We start from the raw sequence: 24,933 nt of genomic DNA on the forward strand, positions 1-24,933 counted from the left end.
GATGGACGTCGATCTGCTGGCTCGTCAACTGATGGACCGTTTCCAGCACGGCATGCCGCTGTGCCCGGAGCCGTACCGGGAGATGGCCAACGCCCTCGGTTGCGATGAGGAGCAGGTAATGGACTGCCTGCGGCACATGAACGAGGCCGGCAGCCTGTCACGCATCGGCCCGGTGTTCGAACACAGCCGCGCCGGCGCCAGTACCCTCGCCGCCCTCGCAGTCCCGGCCGAGCGCCTGCACCAGGTTGCCGAGCGTGTCAGCCAGTACCCCGAGGTCAATCACAACTATGCCCGCGAGCATGCCTACAACCTCTGGTTCGTGCTGACCGGGCCCGACCGGCCGCACATCGAGAACGTCCTCGACGAGCTGCAGCAGGACACCGGCCTGGTGCCATTGGACCTGCCGATGCTGACCGCCTACCGCATCGACCTCGGTTTCGCCCTGGGAGACGCGCCATGAAGCCCGGATTGAGCCCACACCAAGCCCTCATGTTGCGCCAGCACCTGGAGGGTGGCTTGCCGCTGGTATCACGCCCCTACCAGATGCTCGCCGAACGAATCGGCGCCCGCGAAGAGCAGGTGCTGGAGCAGATGCAGGGTTGGCAAGAGCAAGGACTGTTCCGCCGCCTGGGCCTGGTGCTCAACCACCGCGCCCTGGGCTTCACCGCCAACGCGATGCTGGTGCTGGATATCCCGGACGCACTGGTCGACGAAGTCGGCCGGCGCCTGGGCCAGGCCGCCGGCGTCAGCCTGTGCTATCAACGGCCGCGACGCTTGCCGCAGTGGCGCTACAACCTGTTCTGCATGATCCACGGGCGCCAGCGCGAGCAGGTCGAGGCACATATCCGCAGCTTGCTCGAAGCACAGCAACTGAACGACCTGCCCCATCAACTGCTGTTCAGCACCCATGCCTTCAAGCAGTGCGGCGGACGCTTCGCTGCAACCTCGACACGAGTGCCGAGCCATGGATGAACTCGACCGCCGCCTGATCAACCGGCTGCAGTTGGGCCTGCCACTGGTCCCTCAACCCTGGCAGGCGCTGGCCCGTGAACTGGGCAGCAGCAGCGCCGAACTGCTGGAACGCCTGCAGGCCTTGCTCGGTGACGGCACCCTCAGCCGCTTCGGCCCGATGTTCGACATCGAGCCATTGGGCGGCGCCTTCACCCTGGCGGCGCTGGCGGTTCCCGAAGAACGTTTCGACGCGGTGGCCGAACAACTCCACGCCTTGCCTGCGGTGGCGCACAACTATCGCCGCGAACATGCCTGGAACATGTGGTTCGTACTCGCCTGCCCCACCCGCCAGGCAATCAGCGAAACCCTGCAACAGATCGAACGCCTGACCGGCCTGACACCCCTCAACCTGCCCAAGGAGCATACCTACCATGTCGGCCTGTATCTCCCGGTCTGACTCAGCCCTGGCCCAACGACTGGTGGCACTGACCCAGGCCGGCCTGCCCCTGTTGGAAGACCCCTGGGCGTGGCTTGCCGCAGAACTGGAACTGAGCGTCGAGGGCACCCTCGAGCTGCTGGGGCGCCTGCAGGCACAAGGGGTGATCCGGCGCATCGCCGCCGTACCCAACCACTACCGCCTGGGCTATCGCCACAACGGCATGACCGTGTGGGACGTCGAGGATCAACAGATGCCGCGCCTCGGCGCGCTGATCGGCGCCCAGCCCTTCGTCAGCCACTGCTACCGGCGCCCACGCCGGGACGGCTGGCGCTACAACCTGTTCGCCATGGTCCATGGCCGCAGTCGCGAGGAAATCGACCGTTACCGCGAACAGCTGCGCGACCTGCTGGGCGAAGCCAGCAGCGCCGACGAGATGCTGGTGAGCAGCCGCATCCTGAAGAAGACCGGCCTGCGACTACCGCCCGCCGTACGCTGAACATCAGTCAAGGAGAGCGACATGTTGAGGATCAGCCAATACCTGCGCGCCCTGGCCGGCCAGGGCACCGCGCCGAGAACCAGCCCACCGGGCAGCCTGCGACCACCGGTGGTGATCTGGAACCTGCTGCGCCGCTGCAACCTGACCTGCAAGCACTGCTACGCCACCTCCGCGGACAGCGTCTTTCGCGATGAGCTGGACACGGCTGCGGCGCGTGGGGTGATCGACGACCTGCACGAGGCGGGGGTGAAGGTGCTGATCCTGTCCGGCGGCGAGCCGCTGCTGCGCGAGGACCTGTTCGAACTCAGCGCCCACGCCCGCGCCAAGGGCCTGTTCGTCGCCCTGTCCACCAACGGCACACTGATCGATGAACACAACATCGCGCAAATCGGCGCGGCCCACTTCGACTATGTCGGCATCAGCATCGACGGCCTGGAGGAAACCCACGACGCCTTCCGCCAGCTCAAGGGCAGCTTCGCCAGTTCCGTGCGGGCAATCGGGCTGTGTCGCGAGCAAGGCATTCGCGTGGGGCTGCGCACCACCCTGACCCAGGACAATCACCGGCAACTGCCGCAGTTGCTGGCGCTGATGCGCGATTACGATGTGCAGAAATTCTACCTGTCGCACCTCAACTACAGCGGCCGTGGCAAACGCAGCCGCCAGCTCGACGCACGCCGGCAGATGAGCCGCGACGCCATGAACCTGATCTTCGAACGGGCCTGGGAGGATATCCAGCACGGTCGCGACAGCGACTTCGTCAGTGGCAACAACGATGCCGACGCCGTGCTGTTGCTGCAATGGGTCGCCCGACACCTGCCGGAACACTACGAGCCACTGCAGGACATGCTGCGTGCCTGGGGCGGCAACGCCTCGGGCAGTGGCATCGCCAACATCGACAACACCGGCGAGGTGCACCCCGATACCTACTGGTGGCAGCACTCGGTGGGCAATGTCCGCCGCACACCGTTTCGCACCCTCTGGCTGGAGCAGCCCGATGCCCTGCTGCTGCGGCTGCGCGAGCATCCGCGAAGCATCGGCGGGCGTTGCGGGCAGTGTCGCTGGTTGGCGATCTGCAACGGCAACACCCGTACCCGCGCCTGGGCCGAAGGCGATCTCTGGGGCCAGGACCCCGGTTGCCATCTGAGCGACGAAGAGATCGGTGTCGAGCCCCGGCCGCTCATTCCCTGCGTCATGCATTGAAATACCCGCCGACGAGCCGTCCACCCGAGCACGGCAGCCGGCCCACCTGATGAAGCCCCAAGGACCGCCCATGCCCGCATCCATTTCTCTACCGCCCACGCTTGAGTCGTCTTTCCGGCCGGGCGAAGTCGCCCTGGTCGGTGCCGGCCCCGGCGACCCGAGCCTGCTGACCCTGCGCGCCTGGAGCCTGCTGCAGCAGGCCGACGCGGTGGTCTACGACCGCCTCATCAGCAACGCGCTGCTGGGCTTGATTCCCCTGGCCTGCGCCCGGCACTACGTCGGCAAGGCCAGCGGCTGCCACAGCCTGCCCCAGGAACAGATCAACGAACTGCTCGCCGAACTCGCCAGCCAGGGCCAGCGGGTGGTGCGCCTCAAGGGTGGCGACCCGTTCATCTTCGGCCGTGGCGCCGAGGAACTCGACTACCTGCTGCAACGCGGCATCGCCTGCCAGGTGGTCCCCGGCATCACTGCCGCCGCCGGTTGCAGCGCCTATGCCGGTATCGCCCTGACCCACCGCGACCTGGTCAACTCCTGCCGCTTCATCACCGGGCACCTGCAGAAGGACAACGCCTTGTCGCTGCCCTGGAGCAGCCTGGCCGACGGCAGCCAGACCCTGGTGTTCTACATGGGCCTGTCCAACCTGGACGTCATCGCGCAACGGCTGATCGAAGCCGGCCTGTGCGCGCAGACCCCGGCGGCCCTGATCAGCAACGGCACCCTGCCCGAACAACAGGTGATCCGCGGCACATTGCAGCAACTGCCCAACCTGGCCCGCGACTGCCCGCCGGGCGCACCGACCCTGACCGTGATCGGCCAGGTGGTCGACCTGTTCGATGGTCAACGGCTGGACTATCCGGCACGGGTTCAGCCGGCCCTGGCACTGCCACAGCAGCCATGACCGCACGTGTAGTTTCGGAAACGTCCCACGCCAGGCAAGGGACCGTTTGCGATAGGGTCGCAAGCGAACCCACCAGCGTCCAGGTATGAACACCATGACCGAAAAAGCAGTAATCGTTTTCAGCGGCGGCCAGGACTCGACGACCTGTCTGGTCCATGCCTTGCCCGTGTACGACGAAATCCACTGCATCACTTTCGATTACGGGCAACGCCATCGCGCCGAAATCGAAGTGGCCCAACAATTGGCCAAACGCTTCGGTGTCACGGCGCACAAGGTATTGGACACGACACTGCTGAACGAACTGGCCGTCAGCAGCCTGACCCGCGACAACATCCCGGTGCCTGCGGCCAACAGTACGGCAGGCGGCATACCCAGCACTTTCGTGCCGGGCCGCAATATCCTGTTTTTAACGCTGGCGGCGATCTATGCCTATCAAGTAGGTGCACGAACAGTGATCACCGGCGTATGCGAAACGGACTTCTCCGGGTATCCGGACTGCCGCGACCGATTTATCAAGGCGCTGAACCACGCCATTGATTTGGGCATGGATTACCCGCTGCGAATTGAAACGCCGCTGATGTGGCTGGACAAGGCGCAGACCTGGGCACTCGCCGATCACCATGGAAAGCTGGATCTGATTCGGCAGGAAACGCTGACCTGTTACAACGGAATCAAAGGCGATGGCTGTGCCGACTGCGATGCCTGCCACCTTCGCGCGAAGGGGCTGGAGCAATTTCTCAGCCATCGGACAGAGACCCTCGCCAGCCTCAAGGACAAATTGGCTCCATAGCCTGCCATGGGGACGAGCCGTTCAACCGGCTCGTCTTTCCCCTATGCCGGCTGGGCTTGAAAAACATAACGTCGAAACAGCGCCCTCGCCCCATAGGCAGGCAGTACGTTAAAGAACGCAAAAAACATCTTTATGATGATCTGCACATAGATCAGACCGAGGATTTTCTCATTCGGCAACGTCCCGGAAAACAGAATGAAGCAGAACACAAAGCTATCGATGATCACGGCGAAAAAGGTGCTGACAAACACCCGCAAGAAAAGAAACCTGGAATTTGTCAGCCGCTTCACCTTGCACAACAGATATGAGTTCACGTACTCGGAGAGCAGAAACGAAACCGATGAAGCAACCAACGCCGAAGAGACATGGTTGATCACCTCTCCATAGGAGGAGCCGAGTTCCCATCCGGCCAGACCTGGCGCCCAACTGGAAAGGCTCAACAGCAATAGAATGAACGCATTGTTCACGAAGGCAAACAGTATCGCCCTTCTCGCAAGCCGAAGCCCATAGGACTCGTTCAGCAAATCCACAACCAGGAAAGTCAGCGGATAAAGGAACACACCGGGCGTCACCACGACATCAAACCACTCGACATGGATGAGCTTGGCCGCAGACACGTTGGTAAAGATGTAGATAGCGCATAAAGCCAGGTTGAGCGCCACATAGGTCATCCATGAACGCTCGTTCCTGTCATTCATTTCATAGGCAGTCAATACGGAGCTACCAGAGTAATACTTTCGATAGACCTGCCTGATTTCCGACTTATTCAGATCATCCAGTATTTCACTTTTCAGCAATTCGTCCAATTTCATCTTGATAACCCTGCCTGTAGACATCAGCATGACGACGGCAAGGCTTTTGTTATTTTCAAAACCCAACAACTTGTACTTTCTGTTTTCGCGTTCCCTGTGTTCAGCCATTGAATCTTTCCTCCATGATATCGCCCACCACCAGCAAGGCCGCAGAGTTCGTAGGGACTTCATCCATTACGAGCAATGCACCTGTGTTCCTGTGATAAACCAGCTTTTGCCCCTCGACACCAGACGCGCCCTTTCTGACGATCAACAAATCTCCCGGCTCGTTGACGCCTTGAATTCCATGTTGCAAAAGCACCCCGATCAGGTTGCAAGCGTCCCCGAAATAGTAGGTAAGCGGATGACTGATTACCAACTCTCCGATTGTCTTGTCGAGTTTATCAATCAACAAGTGCTCACTGATGATCGGCACCGCCGCCGGATTCATATTTCCGTGCGGCAAAAGGGTATTTTCTATAACTTCCCTGCGTTCAAAATTGACAGTCTCAATCTCGTGATAGGAAACCCCGAAAAAATTGGATATTTTACGGACAGTCGATTGCTGTACGTTAATCACCCTTCCTTCGAGAATATTGTAGATTGTGGTCCTGGTCAGACCACTGGCACTACATAACGACAGCCTTGTCTCCCCGCGACTTCTCATGAGATATCTAAGATTATCTCTCAGGTTCTCCACCCGCTCTCTCTTATACATACCACATCCTTTTCCAACATAAAAACATCCCCTTGCGCTGCTCGAAACAGTCATTCATGGAGGCAGCCTCTTCCTATCACGAGATATCCATCAATCGATACAGGAGATCAGTCAACACAACAAATCAAGAAACTCCTTACAGAAAAATACTACGCAACACAGACAAGAATACAAAACTCCTAACTTAGTATCAGAAGCACACCCAGGATATTTCCTACATGAATTATTTATTTTCACGAATGTTCATTATTTTGATTAATTTCGGAGAATTTTCTGGTAATAACTACTGCTCTATCCGCTCAGGTAATTACCCACGCAACATCGATTGCCCATGAGCCTGGCGCCCACCCTGCAAGGAGCTCAAACATGAAAAAGGCCATCAGCAGCGCCCCCGAGTCGGGCCTTCCACTCTCCGAGCTCCGTCCCCACGCGGACTCACACCCTGCGGGCAGGTGGACGCCGCTGTTCACCGTCGCGCCCAACATCGACACGCGGTCATTGCTCTGTCATGCGAGCGAAACGCTTGCGTCCCTGAATGTCATGACCACCGATCTGGCCGGCGAACTGCAAGGAGCACACCGCAGCGTCGTGCTGGCCCTGCAGCAACTGACAGAGCTGGGTGAGTTGCTGGTGAACCGGGCGTTGAACAATCTTGAAATGCCGACAGGGCCGTCTGAAGTCATGGCGGACAGCCAACGCTGAAAGAACGTTCGTTCACCAGCTCAGGTAGAACATCCACTTGGCCAGCACCACGATCAGCACCATGTGCGTGAACACGCTGTAATGGATGAAGTGCTGGTAGCGGGCCGTCATGCGACCGCTCTTGAGCAAGCACACCGCTGCCAGAAAATGCCCGAGCACGCTGAAGGCCAGCAGAATCTTCAGGCCCAGCAAGGTGCCGAAGGACGACGCCAGCGGATCGGCGAGCAGCGACTGGTAACGCAGCCCGACCATCCCCAGCCCGGCGCCAAACAGCACCAGCAGGACCCAGGGCATCAGGCTCCGGGCACGCCGACCGATGGCCTGCTCTACCCGCAGCATGACCTTGGCCGGTAATTGTCGGCGGATGTTTTCCAGGAACAGGACTTCGAAGAACACCGTGCCGATAAACACCAGCGCGGCGAACAGGTGCAATGTGAGCAGCAGCGGATAGATCATGAAATCCCTGGTCTCGACGGCAGGCGCAATGTGGGTGGACCGTCGGCAACAGGGGCCACCGGCTTGCAGGCAGGCTAGCGCGACCGGCCGCGCCCGCCGTTGATACCGATCAAGACATCTGCCTGGCCCATGGTCCCCACCCGACAGCCTCCCCTCAAAAAAGGCATTGTGCTATTTCGAAAGACAATGTTATGTTCGTAACACGGTCACGAAAAATGACATAAACATAACAATCACGATGCTGGCACGCCGATATGTCCACGGAAAAGAACAGCTTTCTGCAGCAACTGGAGCAACAGTTCTCCAGCCTGACCCCGACCGGCAAGCGCATCGCCAGCTACCTGCTCGGCAATCCGGAACAACTGCCGTTCGAATCGGCCGACAGCATTGCCCAACAGGCTTCCACCACCGGTATTTCCGTGGGGCGCTTCCTGCGCTCGCTGGGTTACCAGAACATCGACGACGTGAAGAAGAGCCTGCGCGGTGAAGCGCCGGCGTCCTGGCTGATCACCGATCGTATTGGCGCCTTTCGCGCCGAGGCCAACCAGGAGGACGCCCTCGACCGCTCCATGCACCGCGAGATCGAGGCGATCCAGCACGTCTACGGATTGGCCCGCAGCGAGACCTTCGCCCGCATCGTGCAGCGGATCCATGAAGCCGACGCCGTGTTCATCCTGGGTATCCAGTCGACCCGCGGGATTCTCACCGCCTTCCACAGCCATCTCGAATACATCCGTCCCAAGGTCTACTACGTCGACGGGCTCTCGGGCATCTACGCGGAAACGCTGAACTCCGGCTTCGCCAATCCCTACGCGATCATTGCCGACTTTCGCGCCTACGCAAGCGTGGCCCAGACCTTCTGCCAGGTCGCCCAGGACAATAACCTGCCCCTGGCACTGATCACCGACCTGCAATGCCCCTGGGCGCGGGACCATGCGCTGGACCTGTTGCAACTGAAAACCGACGTCGGCCAGTTCTGGGACTCCCTTGCGCCGCTGACCTGCCTGTTCAACCTGGTGGTGTCGGCCGTGGCGGAGAAATACGGCGACCGTCTCGACGAGCGCCTGGCCCGAAATCGCCAACTGCAGAAAGCCTTCGGCCAGTTCGAAGGTTGATCGATAGCCCAGCAAGTCCCAACCGGAGTGTTTGCGTGAACAACAACCCCCTTGTAGAGATCGATGCCCAGCGCTACCAGGTGCAGATCGACATGATCTACGCCAGCGCGGACAACCTGGCAGGAAAGGTCATCTACCCCGACGCCCGCTGCCAGTTGCACCGCGAGGCCGCCGAGCGCCTTGAACTGGCCAGCCGGCTGGCGCGCCAGGCCGGCTACACCCTGCGCATCTATGACGCCTACCGGCCACCCTATGCCCAGCACCTGCTGTGGGCGGCACTGCCGAACAACGACTACGTGCGCGACCCGCACCTGGGCTCGCACCACAGCCGTGGCGTGGCGGTCGACCTTACCCTGGTCGACAGCGACAACCAGCCGCTGGACATGGGCAGTGCCTTCGACACCATGGAAGAACGCTCCCACCAGTTCTACCCCGACCTGCCCGTGGCGGTGCAACGCAATCGCCTGCTGCTGCTCGGGATCATGCTCGCCGCCGGGTTCCAGGCCATCGCCACCGAGTGGTGGCATTACGAGCTGCCGAATGCCGACGACTATCCCCTGCTGGAGGACCAATAAGCCCCATAAACCGTTCCAACCGCAAGGCCAACGCCAACGAAACCAGAGAGTTTCGAAAGCCACACAGCACAGCCGCCCAGCGTGGCTGAGAACAACAATAACCCGCACGACTTACGCTTCACCTGCAACTGCCCGGTTATAGCTTTTATAAAAAACCTGACGAACTTCCATACATCGAATGATCAAGGAAACCGGCATGAACCCTATCGACACCGTGACCCGCAAGACCGCTCCCGGCAAGCTGCTGCTGACTCTGCTGTGCAGCGCCCTGAGCCTGGGCGCCTGGCAGGCCGCCAGCGCCGCCACGCCACCCGACACGCTGGTGATCGGCAAGCCCGCCGACCCGCAGACCCTCGACCCGGCCGTGACCTTCGACAACAACGACTGGACCATCACCTACCCGTCGTACCAGCGCCTGGTCGGCTACAAGGTCGAAGGCGACAAGAGCAGCACCGAAGTCCAGGGCGACCTGGCGGAAAGCTGGACCGTCTCCCCCGACAACCTGGTCTGGGAATTCAAGCTCAAGGCCGGCAACCAGTTCGATGACGGCGCGCCGGTGGACGCCGCAGCCGTGAAATTCTCCTTCGACCGCCTGATGACCCTCAAGCAAGGGCCGTCCGGGGCCTTCCCCGAAGACATGGTGGTCTCGGTGGTCGATCCGCAGACCATCCGCTTCACCCTCAAGACACCGTTCGCGCCGTTCCTGTTCACCCTGGCCCACAACGGCGCCTCGATCATCAACCCGGACGTGGTGAACAAGAGCAGCGACGTCAACGCCTGGCTGTCGAGCCACACTGCCGGCTCCGGGCCCTTCCGCCTGAGCAACTGGCAGAAAGGCCAGTCGCTGACGCTGGAGCCGAACAGCCATTTCGCCGGGGCCAAGCCGGCGCTGAAGAGCGTGGTGATCAAGATCATCGCCGAGCCGTCGGTACGCCGCCTGCAACTGGAAAAGGGTGACCTGGACATCATCGAGGACATGCCCGAAGACCAGCTCGGCGTGCTCGCCAAGAAGCCCGGCGTGGCGGTCAGGGAGTTCCCGTCGCTGCGCGTGACCTACCTGTACCTGAACAACAAGAAAGGTCCGCTGACCAGCGTCGACGCCCGTCGTGGCATCACCGAGGCAGTGGACTACAGCGGCATCGTCAAGGGCATCCTCAAGGACAAGGCCAAGCTGATGAACGGGCCGATCCCGGACGGCATGTGGGCCTACGACAGTTCGCTGCCGGCGATGAAGCAGGACCTGGCCGCGGCCAAGGAGAGCCTGGCCAAGGCGCCACAGAAGGTTACCAACCTCAGCTACCTGTACTCCGACAAGGACCCGAACTGGGAGCCGATCGGTCTCACGCTGCAAGCGGCGCTGGCGCCCCTGGGCATCAACCTCAAGCTGGAAAAACTCGCCAACGCGACCCTGCGCGAGCGCGTCGGCCAGGCCGACTACGACATTGCCGCCGGCGCCTGGAGCCCGGACTTCGCCGACCCCTACATGTTCATGAACTTCTGGTTCGACTCGAAAATGCAGGGCCTGCAGGGCAACCGCTCGTTCTACAGCAACCCCGAAGTCGACAAGCTGATCCGTGAAGCGGCAGCCACCAGCGACACCGCCAAGCGCGTCGAGCTGTACCAGACGGCGCAGAAGAAGGTGCTCAAGGACAGCGTCTACGCCTACCTCTACCAGAAGAGCTACACCCTGCCGATGCGTGATTCGGTCAAGGGCTACGTGTTCAACCCGATGCTCGAACAGGTGTTCAACCTGGGCAGCATGAGCAAGTAAGCCTGCTCGCCCGCGCCGACCGTTCGCGGCTGGCGCGGCGTTCCCGTCGTTCGTGTGACTGAGGTGCCAGATGGCCTTCCTGACTCTGTTGCGCAAGCGCCTGCTCGGCCTGATTCTGGTCGTGTTCGGTGTTTCGCTGATTACCTTCGCAATTTCCCACCTGATCCCCGGGGACCCGGCCCGGCTGATCGCCGGCGATCGCGCCAGCGATGAACTGGTAGCCGGCATCCGCCACCAGTTGGGCCTGGACCTGCCGCTGTACCAACAGTACGGCCGCTACCTGATGGACCTGCTGCACGGTGACCTCGGCACCTCGATCCGTACCAACCGGCCGGTACTGGAAGACCTGCAGGCGTTCTTCCCCGCCACCCTGGAGCTGGCCCTGGTGGCGCTGCTGCTGGCGATCCTCGTCGGGGTGCCGCTGGGGGTGCTGTCGGCGGTCTACCACAACCGCGCCATCGACCAGATCGCCCGGACCCTGGCGGTCACCGGCATTTCCACCCCGGCGTTCTGGCTGGGCCTGGGCACCATCGTGCTGTTCTACGGCCAGCTTGGCTGGCTGCCCGGTGGCGGGCGCCTGTCCGAGGGGCTGGCACCGCCACCGACCTTCACCGGCTTCTACCTGGTCGACTCGCTGCTCGCCGGCGACGGCAGCCTGTTCGTCGATGCGTTGCAGCACCTGATCCTGCCCGCCGCCACCCTCGGTTTCGTCACCCTGGGCGTGGTCGCCCGACAGATCCGCTCGGCGATGCTCGACCAACTTGGCGAGGACTACATCCGCACCGCCCGCGCCTACGGCCTGTCGCGCTGGACGGTGATCCTGCGCCATGCCCTGCCCAACGCCCTGATCCCCTCGGTGACGGTACTCGGCCTGACTCTCGGCGACCTGCTCTACGGCGCAGTCCTGACCGAAACCGTGTTCGCCTGGCCCGGCATGGGCGCCTATGTGGTCAAGTCGATCCAGTCGCTGGATTTCCCGGCGGTGATGGGTTTCGCGATCCTGGTGTCCTTCATCTACGTGCTGCTGAACATGGCCATCGATCTTCTGTACCGCGTGATCGACCCACGTATCGGCGAGGTGAGCTGAAATGTCCGTAACCCTGAGTGCAACACGCGCCCCGCGCTGGAGCGACAAGCTCGCCTACCTGGGCTACCAGGTCCGCCGCAGCCCGCTGACCATGGCCGGCCTGGCGATCACGTCCATCGTCCTGCTGTGCATGATCTTCGCGCCGTGGCTCGCCAGCCACGACCCCAACGCCCTGAACCTCGCCGAGCGCCTGTCAGCGCCCTCGCCCGAACACTGGTTCGGTACCGACGAGGTTGGCCGGGACATCTTCAGCCGCGTGCTGTTCGGCAGCCAGCAATCGGTTGGCGTCGGCCTGTTCGTGGCCTTTGCCTCGTGCCTGATCGGCGGCCTGCTGGGCTGCTTCTCCGGGGTGATCGGCGGACGCTTCGATGCGCTGGTCATGCGCCTGATGGACATCATGCTGTCGGTGCCCTCGCTGGTGCTGATCATGGCCCTGGCCGCCGCCCTTGGCGCCAGCCTGTTCAACGCCATGCTGGCGATCACCCTGGTGCGGATTCCATCCTATGTGCGCCTGGCCCGCGGCCAAGCCTTGAGCATCCGCCAGATGGGCTACGTCAAGGCCGCGCAGACCTTCGGCGCCGGGCGCTGGCACATGGTCCACTGGCACGTGGCACGCAACGCCATGCCGCCGCTGCTGGTACAGCTGAGCCTGGACATCGGCAGCGCCATCCTGATGGCCTCGGCCCTCGGTTTCATCGGCCTCGGTGCCCAACAACCGACCGCCGAATGGGGCGCGATGGTCGCCACCGGACGCAACTACATCCTCGACAACTGGTGGTACTCGACCTTTCCGGGCCTGGCGATCCTGATCACCGCCACCGGCTTCAACCTGCTCGGCGATGGCGTACGCGATCTGCTTGACCCACGGCAACAGGGGAAATGACCATGAATTCACCCGCTCCCGTCCTGGCCATCGACAACCTGAGCCTGGAATTCCCGGCCTACAAGCACAACGTCAAGGCGCTCAACGGTGTCTCCCTGCACGTCAGCCCCGGCGAGATCGTCGGCGTGGTCGGCGAGTCCGGCTCGGGCAAGTCGGTCACCGCCATGCTCAGCATGCGCCTGCTGCCCGAACGCAGCTATCGCATCACCGGCGGCAGCCTGAGCATGCTCCAGCGCGACATGCTCGGCGCCTCCGAAAAGGACCTGCTGCACATTCGTGGCCGCGATGCGGCGATGATCTTCCAGGAACCGATGACCGCCCTGAACCCGACTCGGCGCATCGGCCGGCAGATGCTCGACGTGATCATCCATCACCAGAAAATCAGCGCCGCCGAGGCTCGCCAGAAGGCCATCGCCCTGCTGCGCGACATGCACATCGCCAGCCCCGAGCAGGTGCTGGACGCCTACCCCTTCGAGCTGTCCGGCGGCATGCGCCAGCGGGTGATGATCGCCCTGGCCTTCTCCTGCGAGCCGCAACTGCTGATCGCCGACGAGCCGACCACCGCGCTGGACGTCACCGTGCAGCGCCAGGTGCTGCTGTTGCTGCGCGAAAAGGCCCGGCAGAAAGGCACCGCGATTCTGCTGATCACCCACGACATGGCGCTGGTCTCGCAGTTCTGCGACCGGGTCTATGTGATGTACACCGGTGCCGTGGTCGAGCAAGGCAGCACCGCCGAGGTGATGGGCAACCCGCAGCACCCATACACCCGTGGCCTGCTCAGCGGCCTGCCGGAGATGGTCGAGCCGGGCCAACCGTTGCAGACCATTCCCGGCCAGGTACCGAATCTGGCTGCCCTGCCCCAGGGCTGTACCTTTGGCGAACGCTGCCCGTACCGCATGCCGGCCTGTGCCCAGCGTCCGTCGCTCACCCCCATCAACGGTAACGAGCAACGCAAGAGCGCGTGCTGGCTGCCGGCCAAGGAGCTGTCGCAATGAACAGTGCCGTCCTTCATCCGCAGCCGGAAACCGCGCCCGAAATCCTCCGGCTCGAGGACGTTCGCGTCCGCTTCCCGGTGAGCAACGACTGGCTTGGCCGGCCGCGGGGTTATGCCCATGCCCTCAACGGTATCGACCTGCAGGTCCGCGCTGGCGAAACCCTGGGAATCGTCGGTGAATCAGGCTGTGGCAAGAGCACCCTGGCGCAGTTGCTGATGGGCCTGATCGCCCCCAGCAGTGGTGCGTTGAACTGGCCCGAGCGTGATCACGGCCAGGCTCGGCGCAACGTGCAGATCGTCTTCCAGGACCCGCAATCGTCACTCGACCCGCGCCTGCCGATCTGGCGGATCATCACCGAACCGCTGTACGCCCGTGGCCATGTATCCCGCGAGCAGATGCGCGCGATCGCGGCCAAGGTCGCCGCCCAGGTGGGCATACGCCCGGAGTACCTGGATCGCTTCCCGCACCAGTTCTCCGGCGGCCAGCGCCAGCGGATCGCGATTGCCCGGGCGCTGTCCTCGGACCCGGACATCATCGTCCTCGACGAACCGACCTCCGCCCTGGACATCTCGGTGCAGGCGCAGATCCTCAACCTGCTGGCCGAACTGCAACGGGCACGCAAGCTGACCTACATCCTGATTTCCCACAACGTCTCGGTGGTCCGCCACATGGCCGACCGGGTGGCAGTGATGTACCTGGGGCAGATCGTCGAACTGGGCAGCGCCACCCAGGTGCTGGACACGCCACTGCATCCTTACACCCGCCTGCTGTTCGAAGCGGTACCGCGCCTGGGGGTGCCACTGCAGGCCGACCAGATGGCGGCGCCGACCGAGCTGCCGGGTAACCGGCGCCTGCCGGAAGGCTGCTTCTTTCGCGAGCGCTGCCGGATCTGCACGGTGGGCTGTGAGAAGCCCCAGGGAATGGTCGGCTCGGAGCAACAGCGCGTCAGGTGTCATATCCAGCGCTGAAGGACAGGCAGGCAGGGGCAGTCACTGCCCCTGTCGCAGGCGGTCATTCATCCTTGCGGGGCGGCATCGGAGAGCGGTACTCGTTGCTCTCCTCCGCACTCGGTGGCTGCATCGACGCCGAGGGGATGAACACGTGGGTCAGCAGTTCATGGGCATCGACATCGAGCACGCCCGGCACCAAGCGGACCAGATCGACGACCTGCTCATAATGACGATGATTCATCACCCGCCCGCTCAGGGCCACCATGCCAGCGTGGGTTTTCACATGGATGTGCAGGCTCTGGGCGGAATCCGCCATGGCCAGTGCGGACTTGACCCTGGCGGTGGTCCAGGTGTCATGCACGGCCATGCCCAGATCGTGGGACAGGTGCTGCAGGGAAGGTTGTTTCATGGCAGAACCCTCTGTCGGTTGCAGACGTACTGTTCATGCCCAAGGTGTGGTTGTGGAGTACGCGCCGCAGCCGCACCGACACTCAGAAAGTATAGTGCGCAAGCTCAAGAACTACGCAGTGGTCAGCCAAGCGGTCGCCCGCTCAGGACAGTCCGTCTGAAAGATCTCGGGTCTATGGCAGCAATATTAATAAGCCACTATCGTGTATCCGCCCCTCTCTCTGCGGTACATGAACATGAATCAGTTCCACCTGTTGGTCTTGCTAGCCATTTCCGTGACGGCCGGCCCCTGCCTGGCTACTGAGTTCGCCAGGACCGACAAGGGCTGCCAGGTCCAGAACTGGAATGCCCAGCGTACCAACCCCAGCTATATCTGGTCCGGCCAATGCACCAAGGGCTTCGCGTCAGGTAAAGGCGTGTTGCTCTCATTGGTCAATGGCCAAGTTTTCTCGACGACCGAAGGCACAATGGTCCAGGGCTCCTTCAACGGCCCAGCCACCATTCAGTGGGCCGAGGGCTATCACTACGAGGGACAACTGCTTGATGGCACACTCACCGGTCGAGGCAGCATGCGCTCCCCGGACGGTTCGGTACGTAGCGGGGTATTCAAGAACAGCGCACTGGTCGCCAGCGATACACCACCGCCCACTACGCCGCCCGTCAGTGCCGTTTCCAACGCAGACAGCACGGACTCAGGAGTCGGCACGGCCCTGAACATGTTGGGTGCCTTGAGCAGCGGCGTCGGCCATGGCATGGCGGCTAGCAACCCAGCTCGCGCAGCACAACTGACCGTCATGGGCAATGCCCTGAGCCAGGCAAGCGGGGCTGGCGGCGGGACGTCCCATGACAACACGTCGTATACGCAAGATTCTGCCAAGGGCACCGGGAAGATTTCGGCGGAAGTGGCCGCCGTGGATCTTTCAGGTGGCTGCGAGGCGGCGGAGCGCAAAGGCAAAGCCTATCTAGATCACCTGACCCAGCAGGGCCAATCCCAGAGGAATCCGGGCATCTGCGTCTCCGCCCGGCAGGCGCACAAGATGGGAGAAATAACGGTACGCGTGGCCGAGCAGTGTCAAGGCACAGCCAACTGGCAGCAACTGCGCGCTGAAGGCGAGAGATTGCAACGTGAGAGCGAGGAGACGATACAGGGGTCTTGTGGTTGAGGCTGCCAAGGCCACTTCAATTAAAGAAACTGGCTGAGAACCTGATCATTCCTGAGGCTGGACCTGAGTCCATCCAGCCTCATTGACAACAGCGACTAGGCCTGCGCGCCATTGCGCGACTGGCGGTACAGCGACAGGCAATAAAGCGCCAGCGCCACACCCGCCAGCGCACCACCGATCACGCCGATGTAGGAAAAACCGAGCTGCCGCCCCACCCAACTCCCCACCAAGGCCCCGCCGCCGATGCCGATGTTGTAGATCCCCGAGAACATCGCCATGGCCACGTCGGTCGCATCCGGTGCCAACTCCAGCACCTTGCGCTGCAGCGACAGGCCAAAACCCATGATCGCCACGCCCCAGAAGATACTCAGCACACTCAGCGCCGAAACATTCCCACTCAAGGGCAGCAGCAGGAGCAGGCAGACCGTCAGCAGCGAGGTCGCCGCCAGCAGGAACGGCTGCGGGTATTGTCGGTTGAACCTGCTGAACAGCCATGAGCCCAGGATACCGGCGCCACCGAACAGCAGCAGGATCAGGGTCACCACCTCGCCGCTCATGCCCGCCACGGTCTTGATGAACGGCTCGACATAGCTGTAGGCGGTGAACTGCGCGGTAATCACCGCCGCCGTCAGGCAGTAGACCGCCACCAGCGCTGGCCGCTTGAACAGCACCGGCAAGCTTCGCAACGAACCCGAATTCTGGCTCGGCAGCAGCGGCAGGGTCTTCGCCAACCAGAGCACCAATGCTCCCGCCAGCAATGCAATCACCAGGAAAGTCGTGCGCCAGCCCATGGCTTCGCCCAGCAACCGGCCCAGCGGAATCCCCAGCACCATCGCCATGGACGTCCCGGTCGACAGCAGGCCCAACGCCTGCACCTGCTTGCCCGGTGGCGCGACCCGCACCGCCAGGGACGCGGTGATGGACCAGAACAGCGCATGGGCCAGGGCGATGCCTATCCGGCTCACCAGCAGGATGCCGAAGCTGTTGGCGATGCTCGACAGCACATGGCTGACGATGAACAGCCCGAACAACACCATCAACAACTTGCGTCGCTCGATGTTGCGGGTCAGCAGCATCATCGGCAGCGAAGTCAGGGACACCACCCAGGCGTAGATCGTCAGCATCAGGCCGACCTGCGCGCTCGACATGTCGAAACTCTCGCCGATGGCGCTCAACAACCCGACCGGCACGAACTCGGTGGTGTTGAAGACAAAGGCGGCCAAGGCCAACGCGATCACCTGTTGCCAGTTGCCCGTGTTTTCTGTTGCTGGGGTTGTCATCTGAAAATCCGTCTTACGCTATCGAGGATCGGGCCATCGGCGGCTCGGGGGCCGGACGTCCGAAGAAAAAGCAGGTGAAGGTGAAATGGGTGACGCGCTGGGTGCAAGTATCGCTCCCAGAAGCGGCTCGATGATTGGAGAGCGGTGAGCCCAACCAAGTCACGTTGAAACATAGCAGGTGTGGTGTCAGGTGCCTGGAGCATACCAGGCGTTCAGCAGCAACAGTTCCACGATTGCCACAAACGCCGCAAAGATCAGGAACCCCGGCGAAAACACGCGCTTTCTGCGGTGATTTGAACCGCCGTCCAGCAGATCCAGAACACCAAAAATCACATCAATCAAATCGCTTATATGCATTTTGTAAGCGCCAAGCCCTCCCTACCTTTCAGTGCAGCGTCGCCGCACGACGACTCTGGCCAATCCGGATCCGGTCCAGCGCGCGGTTCAAGGCGTCCAGTGCGTTGAGCAATGCCTGGGCTTCAGCCTCCCGGCCATCACCCCACAGGCGTTCCGCCATTTTGTTCAGGGCCTGGATCGACTTTTCGATATCGGCCGCTGTCGCTGCCGAGCTACCTGCCAGCTGTGTCTTGGGCATTTTTCGAACTTCGATGATGAGGGATGGATTTTTTTACCATGCCTGGCGCGTTTCTGAAAATGCATCTTGCCCGCAAGCTGCATTTGCCTGCCTGCACATCGCCAGGCAATACCTTGACAGGGGCCTGTCACAGCGCAACTTACCCGCAGTGGATCAACGCCGATAGGCCGCTATGCGTTCATGGGTGGCATCCAGTAAAACGCCAAAGCCCAAAACCACCATTGGAACCAGCGGGAACAAAATGACCGTGCTGTAGAATGCGCCCCACATGACGCTGAACTCATAAAGCCTGTTGCTCAAGCGCCCTCGAGTGGACGGCTCCATGTCCGGCCCCAGAACGACAGTCGCGACCATGAAGGTACAGGCCAACAACGGGATCAACGCAAGGTAGTTGTGCCTGTAGTGGGCCAGTTTGAAGAACTCATGAAGTCTCACCTTGAGCGAGAACCGGGCGTACAGAGCGAGCCAGGCCAACATGAACGCCTGCAGCGCGAGGTCCTTTTCGTAGATCCAGGCGGTTTTCTTCAGAAAATCCAGCTGGCCGTGCGCAACAAAATAGTCCTCGGCCCTGGAGATAGCAGGTAGCCAACGGTGCAGCTCACTGTCGAGCGCGATGTCACTGTAGAAAATGCCAAAGTTGGTCAACCATGAGACAACCAGGCAGGTCGTCCAACCATACAACAGCGCCTTTATCGCCATCCGTGAGCTCTTTGCGTCATTTTTTCCAACCGTCTATGTGTTTCTTGCCGAACAATCTCCATGACGGTACACCATCCGGGAGGAAACACATCCTCATCCTCCACGGAAAAATGAAATAGGATGCCGACGCCCGCAATGGAATATCTTCAACAAGGACCCCGTCATCATGGAAACGCCCTTCGCGCAAATCACCGAGCGCCTGCACAACCGCCGCTTCGCCGTCGCCAGCAATACCCAGGGTCTTTCCGACGCCAGCACGATCTTTCACTACCTTCTCGACGGCACCGCCATTTCGGGGACCTACCAGGGCGGCAAGATCCGCAGCGGCCATCAGGTCGGCCGAGTGACCGGACCCGACACCATCGAACTGCTTTACCACTGCCTGACCACCGAGGGTGAACTGCGCTCCGGCTGGTCCCGTGGCACGGTCGGTGTCGATCACGCCGGGCGCACCACGCTGAGCTTTGTCTGGGGCTGGCTGTCGGGTGCCACCGGCGGTGGCGAATCGAACTACGTCGAATTCATTGCGCAATAATCAGGTTCCCAATGGACCCAAACCAAATAACCGCCCTGCAAAGAGAACTGGAAGCGATCCCCTGGGAGAGTTTTTCGACTGCCTATGGAGACGCCTCCGGGGTCCCTGCCGACCTTGAACTGCTGTTCTCCCAGGAGCGCTCCATTGCCATGGCGGCATCCCACAGGCTGTGGTGCGGGCTATGCCACCAGCATGCATTCATTTCTTCGGCCGCCTTGCCTGCACTGCCCTTTCTGCTGCAGGCACTGCGCAGCGCTGGCGATGAACTGAAAGTGGAAGTACTCGACATCCTGGTCGGATTCGCCATTTGCGCCCCGCTTCAGCTCTCCCAGGACTGGGCCGTCACGCTGAGGAACGAGCTGGCAAGAGAGCTGGCGCTATTCAGGCAGCTGTCAGCCTCGCCACACACCGAGGTAGCGGAATTTGCCCGCTGGGTGCGCGAGGAGCTTGGCGACACCACCCTGGCCAGCGTGGCCGACTCGCAAGCCGAAGCTGGCCGCGCCCCTCATTGACGGCGCCAGCCCTAGCACTCACAAGTGCAACAGCGCCAGCGCTCCGATCAGCGCCGGCGGCATCACCAGCACGCCCAGGCGCAGGAAGTCGAGGGCGCCGACATGTTCGCCTTCCCGGCGAATGGCAACCAGCCAGAGCAAGGTCGCCAGGGAACCGGTGATCGACAGGTTCGGCCCGAGGTCGACCCCGATCAGCAACGCCGCCGTGGTCTGGCTCGGCAATTCGACGAGGTGCCCCATGGAGCCGGCGATCAGCCCGGTCGGCAGGTTGTTCATCAGGTTGCCGGCAATCGCCGAGATCACGCCGGCACTCCAGCTCGCCTGGAGCTCGGAATGGCGCGCCAGCGCGGCCAGGCCATGGGCCAGGCGCTCGATCAGGCCGGTCTGGGCCACCGCCTCCACCAGCACGAACAGGCCCGCGACCAGCGGCAGCACGCCCCAGGCCACGCCCCTGAGCACCGGCATGGGATTACGCCGCTGGCGCCAGTGGATCAGCCCGGCCGTGGCGACCCCGGCACAGAAAGTGGGCAAGCCCAGTTGCCGATCCAGGGCGGAGGTCACCAGCAATAGCACACCGGTCAGCACGATGCCCCAAGCGCACAAACGTGCCCCAGTGGACAGGGCCTGCATCTCGGGGGTCGTCGCCAATGGCTGGCGGATCTGCTTGCGCAAGGCCAGGCGCAGCGCCAGGTAGGTCAGGCCGATGGCCGCCAGCGACGGCAAGGTGAACTGCCGCAGCCACTCCAGCAGAGGCGGCATCTGGCTGCCGAACACCACCAGGTTGGCCGGGTTGGAAATGGGCAGCACGAAGCTGGCGGCGTTGGCGATGAAGGCGCAGATGAACAGATAGGGCAACGGCTCGGCCCTGGCCGCCTTGCACGCCGCATACACCGCCGGGGTCAACACCACGGCCGTGGCATCGTTGGACAGGAACACCGTGACCAGCGTGCCCACCAGGAACACCAGGTCGAACAGCCGCTGGCCGCTGCCTCCGGCATGCTTGACCGCGTACATGGCCAGCCAGTCGAACAGTCCCTCCTGGCGCGCCAGTTCCGCCAATACCATCATGCCGATCAGAAACAGGTAGACATCGCCGCCTTCGGCGACCGCGGCCAATGCGCTGGGCAGCGGCATCCAGCCAAACACGATCAACAGCAGCGCGGCGCTGATCGCCCAGACATACTCCGGCACCCGCCAGGGACGCAGGATCACGCCACAGGTGGCGACGGCGGCCACGATCCAGATAACCGTCGAAGCATCGACTACAGGCATGAACATTACTCGGCTGAATGCAAAAGAGGGTAAGGCACGATCAAGTGAGTGCCGTGGGCGGGATCTCGGGAGCCGTGGTCTCGCCCAACGAATTCGAGCGCTCGCGGGTTTCCGGCATCGCCAGCCACAACAGCAGGAACGCCACGCCGGCAATCGCGGCCAGGGTCAGGAACGCAGCGTCGTAGCCTCGCGCCTGCACCACCCACCCGGCAATCCCCGGACTCAGTGCCGCGCCCACGCCAAACGCCGTGGACAACGCGCCCAGGCTGACATTGAAGCGTCCGCTGCCCTGGGTGAGGTCCTTGACCACGATCGGAAACAGCGCACCGAAGATGCCAGCACCGATGCCATCAAGCAACTGCACCGTCACCAGCCAGTAGGGATCGTCGGACAGCACATAGAGCAGGCCGCGCACGGGCAGGATCAGGAAACCCATCAGCAGCAGCGGCTTGCGCCCCCACGGGTCGGCCTTGGCTCCGACCAGCATCGCCACGGGCACCATCACCAACTGTGCGGCGACGATACACGCGGAAGTCAGCGGCGTCGCCATCTGCAAGTTGACCTGCGACAGCTTCTGGCTGACCAGCGGCAGCATGGCGGCGTTCGCCAGGTGGAACAGCGCACAGCAGACCGCAAACAGCAGCAGCGAGCGGTTTTTCAGCAACTCGCCGACGCCGGACGCCTGCCCATGACCACCCGTCAGGTCGGGGACAAAACCACGGGCCTGGTCATGGTCGATGGCCTTGGCCGAGATCAGGCTCACCGTGACGACGCTACCCAGCGTGGTCAGTGCCATCAGGTAGAACACCGCCACCGGACCATAGAGGTAGGCGAAACCACCGGCCAGCAACGCGGCGCAGGCATTGCCGGCATGATTGAATGTTTCGTTGCGCCCGGTACGGCGGGTGAAGGCCTTGGGGCCGGTAATCCCCAGGGAGATCGCGGCGATGGCCGGGGCAAATACCGAACCGGCGATCGCGCTGACCGTTTGCGTCAGCGCCACCAGGCCGAATGAAGTCACCCACGGCAGCAACAGGCAACTGCCGGTGACCAGCAAGGCGGCCACCACGATCACCGCCCGCTTCGCCACCGTCCGGTCGATCAGCGCACCGGCTGGCGCCTGCGTGAGCAGCGCGGCAATCCCCGCCAGGGTCATCACCAGGCCGATGCTGGCCGGTTCCCACTTGTGCACCGCCAGCAGATAGATCGCCAGGTAAGGCCCCAGCCCATCGCGCACATCGGCGAGAAAGAAGTTCAGCCAATCCAGTGACAGTTCGTTGCGGCGGGCTTCAGGGAGGGTTTTCAAGCGAGCATTCTCGACAGGACCGGCGGATAAGTGCAATGACCCTGGCGCCTGACGTTAGTTCGTCCACTCGCCACTATTCATGGCGTCTTCCACCTGAGTCTGGGCGCCCATCCGTCAGTAACAATAAAGATACATTTGGTAATAATTCTCATATTGATTAAGAATATCAATTCCTTTTGACACCCCAGGAAACAAAATCTTGAATCCTTGCCTTTCCACCACCTTGCTACTTGTGGGCGCCATCAGTGTCCTGCCCCAGGCGCACGCCGCCGACGAGGTCACACTGCCCGCTACGCAAATCCAGGGCGCAAGCACTCCGGGCGAGGCCCAGAGCGAGGGATATCAAGGACAGCCCTCTTCCAGCACCACCAAGCTGGGATTGACGGACAAGGAAACGCCACAAGCCATCACCACCATCACCCGCGCACAGATGGATGACTTCAAGCTCAACGGCGTCAAGGACGCCCTGCGCTCCGCGCCCTCGGTAACGGTCGAACAGAGCGAAACCGACCGCACCGAGTTCACCTCGCGCGGCTTCGACATCGGCACCTTCGAATACGATGGGATGGGCATGCCGTTCGCCCAGACGATCCTGATCGGCGACCAGGACATGGCCGAATACGAGCAGATCGATGTACTTCACGGCGCCAACGGCCTGATGAGTGGCACCGGCAACCCGTCGGCCACGGTCAACTTCGTGCGCAAGCGTCCAACCGACACCTTCCAGGCCCAGATCGGAACCAGCGTCGGTTCCTGGGACAACCGCCGTATCGATGTCGACGTTTCGGGGCCGCTGACGGACAGCGGCAACGTGCGCGGCCGCTTCATCTATGCCCACGACAAGGGCAACTCCTGGCTGGATCGCTACAGCCATGAAAAGAACGTGGTCGCCGGCCTGCTTGCCTTCGACCTGTCCGATGCCGATACCCTGACGGTCGGCTTCTCGCAGCACAACAGCGATTCGAATGGCAGCACCTGGGGCAACCTGCCGCTGGTGGACAGCAACAACAACCCGATCCACTACAGCAGCCGCAGCTCCAGCGTCGGCCAGCCGTGGACCTACTGGAACATGCACACCCAGCGGGCCTTCGCCGAACTCAAGCATGATTTCGGCAATGGTTGGAACGCGACGGTGACCGCGACCGGTATCACCGAGAAACAAGACACCAACATGCTCTATGTTTCCAGCGTCACCGATGATGACGCCAAGTCGTACGCGGCCCATACCACGAGCAAGGCCCACGAACTGCTCGGTGAGGCCAAGGTGTCCGGCCCGTTCAGCCTGTTCGGACGTGAACATGAACTGACCTTCGGTGCGAGTTATGGCCATACCCACCAGACCGCTCTCGAATACGATGCGGCGGGAGGAGACGGTTCCTACCACACCTCGTTTGCCGGCATTCTTGCGGGTACCGAGGCTCTCCCATCATTCATCTACACCAGCGATGCCGACACACAGAACTTCACTGACACCCAGAAGAGCCTGTTCGCCGGTGCACGTTTCAGCCTGGCGGACGACCTGCACTGGATCGCCGGCGCACGCATGCTCAGTACAGACGGTTCGGGCGAAAGTTATGGCGCCGATCACACCCAGCACGAACACGGCAAGGTCACGCCCTACACGGGCCTGGTCTACGACCTGAACCAGCAGTGGAGCCTGTACACCAGCTGGACGAAGATCTTCAATCCGCAGTACGCCACGCTTGGCGTCGACGGCAAGCCCCTCGCGCCCCTGGAAGGCAAGAGCCTGGAAGCCGGTGTGAAAGGCAGCCTGATGGATGACCGTCTGACCCTGACAGGCGCCGTGTTCAAGACCGAGCAACGCAATGTGGCGTCCAACAGCCGCTACATTGACGAAGGCACCCGCTACCTCTACTACACCGATGACTACAAGAGCCATGGCGTCGAACTCCAGGCCTCCGGCGAAGTGCTGCCCGGCCTCGACCTGCTCGGCGGCTACACCTATGTACGGATCGACGGCGACGATGGCGATCGCGCGCGCAAGTACGTCCCCAAGCACAGCTTCCACGGCATGCTCACCTATCGCCTGCCCGGCCTGCCGCAAGCGAAGGTTGGCACTCGCGTGAGCTGGCAGAGCAATGTGCAAAACGACACGTACAGCCAGATCCACCAGAACGCCTACGCCGTGGTCGACCTGATGGCCAGCTACGACATCAACAGCAACTGGAGCACGTCGCTGAACCTCGACAACGTCACCGATCGCAAGTACCTGGTGTCCCTGTACAGCGGCACGGCCAGCAACTACGGCGCACCGCGCAACCTGACCGCCTCGCTGACCTGGAAATACTGACCCGGTCGTTGTGCATCGCACAGGAGGGCTGCCCA

The 24,933-nt window shown here is 62.2% G+C and carries 29 protein-coding genes; 19 read left to right on the forward strand and 10 right to left on the reverse strand.

Translation table 11 applies throughout. From position 1 onward, the window contains the following. Position 1 precedes the first annotated feature (1 nt). From AC6I6U_RS22765 to queC, 7 genes are all read left to right on the forward strand, one after another. Entirely contained in the window at positions 2-460 is a 459-nt protein-coding gene (locus tag AC6I6U_RS22765) for an Lrp/AsnC family transcriptional regulator (RefSeq protein ID WP_497878279.1), read from the forward strand. Further along, positions 457-972: a siroheme decarboxylase subunit beta gene (gene ahbB, locus AC6I6U_RS22770; protein ID WP_497878280.1), complete on the forward strand. Its 516-nt coding sequence runs from the start codon at positions 457-459 to the stop codon at positions 970-972. The genes AC6I6U_RS22765 and ahbB (AC6I6U_RS22770) overlap by 4 nt, the downstream gene beginning before the upstream one ends. Continuing rightward, complete coding sequence (locus AC6I6U_RS22775; protein WP_497878281.1) at positions 965-1,408, forward strand: Lrp/AsnC family transcriptional regulator; 444 nt, start codon at positions 965-967, stop codon at positions 1,406-1,408. Before ahbB (AC6I6U_RS22770) ends, AC6I6U_RS22775 begins: the two co-directional genes overlap by 8 nt. Further along, entirely contained in the window at positions 1,383-1,886 is a 504-nt protein-coding gene (gene ahbB / locus AC6I6U_RS22780; protein ID WP_497878282.1) for a siroheme decarboxylase subunit beta, read from the forward strand. Before AC6I6U_RS22775 ends, ahbB (AC6I6U_RS22780) begins: the two co-directional genes overlap by 26 nt. 21 nt (positions 1,887-1,907) lie before the next feature. Continuing rightward, positions 1,908-3,086, forward strand: coding sequence for a heme d1 biosynthesis radical SAM protein NirJ (gene nirJ / locus AC6I6U_RS22785; protein WP_497878283.1), 1,179 nt, complete (start codon positions 1,908-1,910; stop codon positions 3,084-3,086). 70 nt (positions 3,087-3,156) lie between these two features. After that, on the forward strand, positions 3,157-3,984 hold the full coding sequence (cobA, locus tag AC6I6U_RS22790; RefSeq protein WP_497878284.1) for a uroporphyrinogen-III C-methyltransferase: 828 nt from the start codon (positions 3,157-3,159) through the stop codon (positions 3,982-3,984). Positions 3,985-4,078: 94 nt separating this feature from the next. Next, positions 4,079-4,774, forward strand: a complete 696-nt coding sequence (queC, locus tag AC6I6U_RS22795) for a 7-cyano-7-deazaguanine synthase QueC (RefSeq protein WP_497878285.1) — start codon at positions 4,079-4,081, stop codon at positions 4,772-4,774. A gap of 41 nt (positions 4,775-4,815) precedes the next feature. Here queC and AC6I6U_RS22800 read toward each other — a convergent pair whose 3' ends face one another. Further along, the gene (locus AC6I6U_RS22800) at positions 4,816-5,694 is read right to left on the reverse strand and encodes a queuosine precursor transporter (protein ID WP_497878286.1); all 879 of its coding nucleotides are present in this window, start codon (positions 5,692-5,694) and stop codon (positions 4,816-4,818) included. Then, positions 5,687-6,283: a helix-turn-helix domain-containing protein gene (locus AC6I6U_RS22805; RefSeq protein ID WP_497878287.1), complete on the reverse strand. Its 597-nt coding sequence runs from the start codon at positions 6,281-6,283 to the stop codon at positions 5,687-5,689. Before AC6I6U_RS22805 ends, AC6I6U_RS22800 begins: the two co-directional genes overlap by 8 nt. Positions 6,284-6,649: 366 nt before the next feature. On the opposite strand from AC6I6U_RS22805, the gene AC6I6U_RS22810 reads away from it, so the two are divergent. Beyond that, positions 6,650-6,985 carry a DUF6124 family protein gene (locus AC6I6U_RS22810; RefSeq protein ID WP_497878288.1) on the forward strand — a complete coding sequence of 112 codons (336 nt, stop codon included), beginning with the start codon at positions 6,650-6,652 and terminating at the stop codon, positions 6,983-6,985. Between the two features lie 12 nt (positions 6,986-6,997). Here the strand turns inward: AC6I6U_RS22810 and AC6I6U_RS22815 are convergent, their stop codons facing one another. Next, positions 6,998-7,441: a CopD family copper resistance protein gene (locus AC6I6U_RS22815; protein WP_497878289.1), complete on the reverse strand. Its 444-nt coding sequence runs from the start codon at positions 7,439-7,441 to the stop codon at positions 6,998-7,000. A gap of 254 nt (positions 7,442-7,695) precedes the next feature. Between AC6I6U_RS22815 and AC6I6U_RS22820 the strand changes: the two genes are divergently transcribed. The 7 genes from AC6I6U_RS22820 to AC6I6U_RS22850 all read left to right on the forward strand — a co-directional run bounded on the left by AC6I6U_RS22820 (position 7,696) and on the right by AC6I6U_RS22850 (position 14,835). Further along, positions 7,696-8,556 carry a MurR/RpiR family transcriptional regulator gene (locus AC6I6U_RS22820; RefSeq protein ID WP_497878290.1) on the forward strand — a complete coding sequence of 287 codons (861 nt, stop codon included), beginning with the start codon at positions 7,696-7,698 and terminating at the stop codon, positions 8,554-8,556. Positions 8,557-8,591: 35 nt separating this feature from the next. Beyond that, a complete protein-coding gene (gene ddpX, locus AC6I6U_RS22825) occupies positions 8,592-9,131 on the forward strand; it encodes a D-alanyl-D-alanine dipeptidase (RefSeq protein ID WP_497878291.1) in 540 nt (179 codons plus the stop codon). 196 nt (positions 9,132-9,327) lie between these two features. Then, the gene (locus AC6I6U_RS22830; protein ID WP_497878292.1) at positions 9,328-10,902 is read left to right on the forward strand and encodes an ABC transporter substrate-binding protein; all 1,575 of its coding nucleotides are present in this window, start codon (positions 9,328-9,330) and stop codon (positions 10,900-10,902) included. Positions 10,903-10,972: 70 nt separating this feature from the next. After that, positions 10,973-11,989: an ABC transporter permease gene (locus AC6I6U_RS22835; protein WP_497878293.1), complete on the forward strand. Its 1,017-nt coding sequence runs from the start codon at positions 10,973-10,975 to the stop codon at positions 11,987-11,989. A gap of 1 nt (position 11,990) precedes the next feature. Then, on the forward strand, positions 11,991-12,872 hold the full coding sequence (ddpC, locus tag AC6I6U_RS22840; protein WP_497878294.1) for a D,D-dipeptide ABC transporter permease: 882 nt from the start codon (positions 11,991-11,993) through the stop codon (positions 12,870-12,872). Between the two features lie 2 nt (positions 12,873-12,874). Further along, entirely contained in the window at positions 12,875-13,867 is a 993-nt protein-coding gene (locus AC6I6U_RS22845; protein ID WP_497878295.1) for an ABC transporter ATP-binding protein, read from the forward strand. Then, positions 13,864-14,835 carry an oligopeptide/dipeptide ABC transporter ATP-binding protein gene (locus tag AC6I6U_RS22850; protein WP_497878296.1) on the forward strand — a complete coding sequence of 324 codons (972 nt, stop codon included), beginning with the start codon at positions 13,864-13,866 and terminating at the stop codon, positions 14,833-14,835. Before AC6I6U_RS22845 ends, AC6I6U_RS22850 begins: the two co-directional genes overlap by 4 nt. Positions 14,836-14,878: 43 nt before the next feature. On the opposite strand, the gene AC6I6U_RS22855 is transcribed toward AC6I6U_RS22850, so the two are convergent. Continuing rightward, positions 14,879-15,226: a BON domain-containing protein gene (locus AC6I6U_RS22855; RefSeq protein WP_497878297.1), complete on the reverse strand. Its 348-nt coding sequence runs from the start codon at positions 15,224-15,226 to the stop codon at positions 14,879-14,881. A gap of 235 nt (positions 15,227-15,461) precedes the next feature. On the opposite strand from AC6I6U_RS22855, the gene AC6I6U_RS22860 reads away from it, so the two are divergent. Next, positions 15,462-16,388, forward strand: coding sequence for a hypothetical protein (locus tag AC6I6U_RS22860; RefSeq protein WP_497878298.1), 927 nt, complete (start codon positions 15,462-15,464; stop codon positions 16,386-16,388). Between the two features lie 95 nt (positions 16,389-16,483). On the opposite strand, the gene AC6I6U_RS22865 is transcribed toward AC6I6U_RS22860, so the two are convergent. The 4 genes from AC6I6U_RS22865 to AC6I6U_RS22880 all read right to left on the reverse strand — a co-directional run bounded on the left by AC6I6U_RS22865 (position 16,484) and on the right by AC6I6U_RS22880 (position 18,962). Beyond that, a complete protein-coding gene (locus AC6I6U_RS22865; protein WP_497878299.1) occupies positions 16,484-17,668 on the reverse strand; it encodes a sugar transporter in 1,185 nt (394 codons plus the stop codon). A gap of 186 nt (positions 17,669-17,854) precedes the next feature. Continuing rightward, positions 17,855-18,025, reverse strand: a complete 171-nt coding sequence (locus AC6I6U_RS22870; protein ID WP_497878300.1) for a hypothetical protein — start codon at positions 18,023-18,025, stop codon at positions 17,855-17,857. 28 nt (positions 18,026-18,053) lie between these two features. After that, positions 18,054-18,263 carry a hypothetical protein gene (locus AC6I6U_RS22875; RefSeq protein WP_026145362.1) on the reverse strand — a complete coding sequence of 70 codons (210 nt, stop codon included), beginning with the start codon at positions 18,261-18,263 and terminating at the stop codon, positions 18,054-18,056. 153 nt (positions 18,264-18,416) lie between these two features. Next, the gene (locus AC6I6U_RS22880; RefSeq protein ID WP_497878301.1) at positions 18,417-18,962 is read right to left on the reverse strand and encodes a hypothetical protein; all 546 of its coding nucleotides are present in this window, start codon (positions 18,960-18,962) and stop codon (positions 18,417-18,419) included. A gap of 166 nt (positions 18,963-19,128) precedes the next feature. On the opposite strand from AC6I6U_RS22880, the gene AC6I6U_RS22885 reads away from it, so the two are divergent. After that, complete coding sequence (locus AC6I6U_RS22885) at positions 19,129-19,497, forward strand: avidin-fold protein (protein WP_497878302.1); 369 nt, start codon at positions 19,129-19,131, stop codon at positions 19,495-19,497. Positions 19,498-19,508: 11 nt separating this feature from the next. Further along, positions 19,509-20,009: a hypothetical protein gene (locus AC6I6U_RS22890; protein ID WP_497878303.1), complete on the forward strand. Its 501-nt coding sequence runs from the start codon at positions 19,509-19,511 to the stop codon at positions 20,007-20,009. 18 nt (positions 20,010-20,027) lie between these two features. Here AC6I6U_RS22890 and AC6I6U_RS22895 read toward each other — a convergent pair whose 3' ends face one another. Both AC6I6U_RS22895 and AC6I6U_RS22900 read right to left on the reverse strand, forming a co-directional pair. Next, entirely contained in the window at positions 20,028-21,281 is a 1,254-nt protein-coding gene (locus AC6I6U_RS22895) for an arsenic transporter (RefSeq protein ID WP_497878304.1), read from the reverse strand. 40 nt (positions 21,282-21,321) lie between these two features. Further along, positions 21,322-22,587, reverse strand: coding sequence for an MFS transporter (locus AC6I6U_RS22900; protein ID WP_497878305.1), 1,266 nt, complete (start codon positions 22,585-22,587; stop codon positions 21,322-21,324). A 199-nt stretch (positions 22,588-22,786) separates the two neighbouring features. Between AC6I6U_RS22900 and AC6I6U_RS22905 the strand changes: the two genes are divergently transcribed. After that, a complete protein-coding gene (locus AC6I6U_RS22905) occupies positions 22,787-24,898 on the forward strand; it encodes a TonB-dependent siderophore receptor (protein ID WP_497878306.1) in 2,112 nt (703 codons plus the stop codon). The last annotated feature ends 35 nt before the right edge of the window (positions 24,899-24,933 follow it).

This window comes from Pseudomonas sp. UTLPPB19802, from assembly GCF_059730225.1.

Coding starts and splice junctions, on each gene's coding strand:
- nirJ (WP_497878283.1), top strand. CDS start 1,908: ATGTTGAGGATCAGCCAATACCTGCGCGCCCTGGCCGGCCAGGGCACC.
- cobA (WP_497878284.1), top strand. CDS start 3,157: ATGCCCGCATCCATTTCTCTACCGCCCACGCTTGAGTCGTCTTTCCGG.
- AC6I6U_RS22870 (WP_497878300.1), bottom strand. CDS start 18,025: ATGCATATAAGCGATTTGATTGATGTGATTTTTGGTGTTCTGGATCTG.
- AC6I6U_RS22775 (WP_497878281.1), top strand. CDS start 965: ATGGATGAACTCGACCGCCGCCTGATCAACCGGCTGCAGTTGGGCCTG.
- AC6I6U_RS22815 (WP_497878289.1), bottom strand. CDS start 7,441: ATGATCTATCCGCTGCTGCTCACATTGCACCTGTTCGCCGCGCTGGTG.
- AC6I6U_RS22875 (WP_026145362.1), bottom strand. CDS start 18,263: ATGCCCAAGACACAGCTGGCAGGTAGCTCGGCAGCGACAGCGGCCGAT.
- AC6I6U_RS22860 (WP_497878298.1), top strand. CDS start 15,462: ATGAATCAGTTCCACCTGTTGGTCTTGCTAGCCATTTCCGTGACGGCC.
- AC6I6U_RS22820 (WP_497878290.1), top strand. CDS start 7,696: ATGTCCACGGAAAAGAACAGCTTTCTGCAGCAACTGGAGCAACAGTTC.
- queC (WP_497878285.1), top strand. CDS start 4,079: ATGACCGAAAAAGCAGTAATCGTTTTCAGCGGCGGCCAGGACTCGACG.
- ahbB (WP_497878282.1), top strand. CDS start 1,383: ATGTCGGCCTGTATCTCCCGGTCTGACTCAGCCCTGGCCCAACGACTG.
- AC6I6U_RS22865 (WP_497878299.1), bottom strand. CDS start 17,668: ATGACAACCCCAGCAACAGAAAACACGGGCAACTGGCAACAGGTGATC.
- AC6I6U_RS22805 (WP_497878287.1), bottom strand. CDS start 6,283: ATGTATAAGAGAGAGCGGGTGGAGAACCTGAGAGATAATCTTAGATAT.
- AC6I6U_RS22885 (WP_497878302.1), top strand. CDS start 19,129: ATGGAAACGCCCTTCGCGCAAATCACCGAGCGCCTGCACAACCGCCGC.
- AC6I6U_RS22890 (WP_497878303.1), top strand. CDS start 19,509: ATGGACCCAAACCAAATAACCGCCCTGCAAAGAGAACTGGAAGCGATC.
- AC6I6U_RS22835 (WP_497878293.1), top strand. CDS start 10,973: ATGGCCTTCCTGACTCTGTTGCGCAAGCGCCTGCTCGGCCTGATTCTG.
- AC6I6U_RS22830 (WP_497878292.1), top strand. CDS start 9,328: ATGAACCCTATCGACACCGTGACCCGCAAGACCGCTCCCGGCAAGCTG.
- AC6I6U_RS22895 (WP_497878304.1), bottom strand. CDS start 21,281: ATGCCTGTAGTCGATGCTTCGACGGTTATCTGGATCGTGGCCGCCGTC.
- ddpC (WP_497878294.1), top strand. CDS start 11,991: ATGTCCGTAACCCTGAGTGCAACACGCGCCCCGCGCTGGAGCGACAAG.
- AC6I6U_RS22880 (WP_497878301.1), bottom strand. CDS start 18,962: ATGGCGATAAAGGCGCTGTTGTATGGTTGGACGACCTGCCTGGTTGTC.
- AC6I6U_RS22855 (WP_497878297.1), bottom strand. CDS start 15,226: ATGAAACAACCTTCCCTGCAGCACCTGTCCCACGATCTGGGCATGGCC.
- AC6I6U_RS22765 (WP_497878279.1), top strand. CDS start 2: ATGGACGTCGATCTGCTGGCTCGTCAACTGATGGACCGTTTCCAGCAC.
- AC6I6U_RS22845 (WP_497878295.1), top strand. CDS start 12,875: ATGAATTCACCCGCTCCCGTCCTGGCCATCGACAACCTGAGCCTGGAA.
- AC6I6U_RS22850 (WP_497878296.1), top strand. CDS start 13,864: ATGAACAGTGCCGTCCTTCATCCGCAGCCGGAAACCGCGCCCGAAATC.
- AC6I6U_RS22800 (WP_497878286.1), bottom strand. CDS start 5,694: ATGGCTGAACACAGGGAACGCGAAAACAGAAAGTACAAGTTGTTGGGT.
- AC6I6U_RS22810 (WP_497878288.1), top strand. CDS start 6,650: ATGAAAAAGGCCATCAGCAGCGCCCCCGAGTCGGGCCTTCCACTCTCC.
- ahbB (WP_497878280.1), top strand. CDS start 457: ATGAAGCCCGGATTGAGCCCACACCAAGCCCTCATGTTGCGCCAGCAC.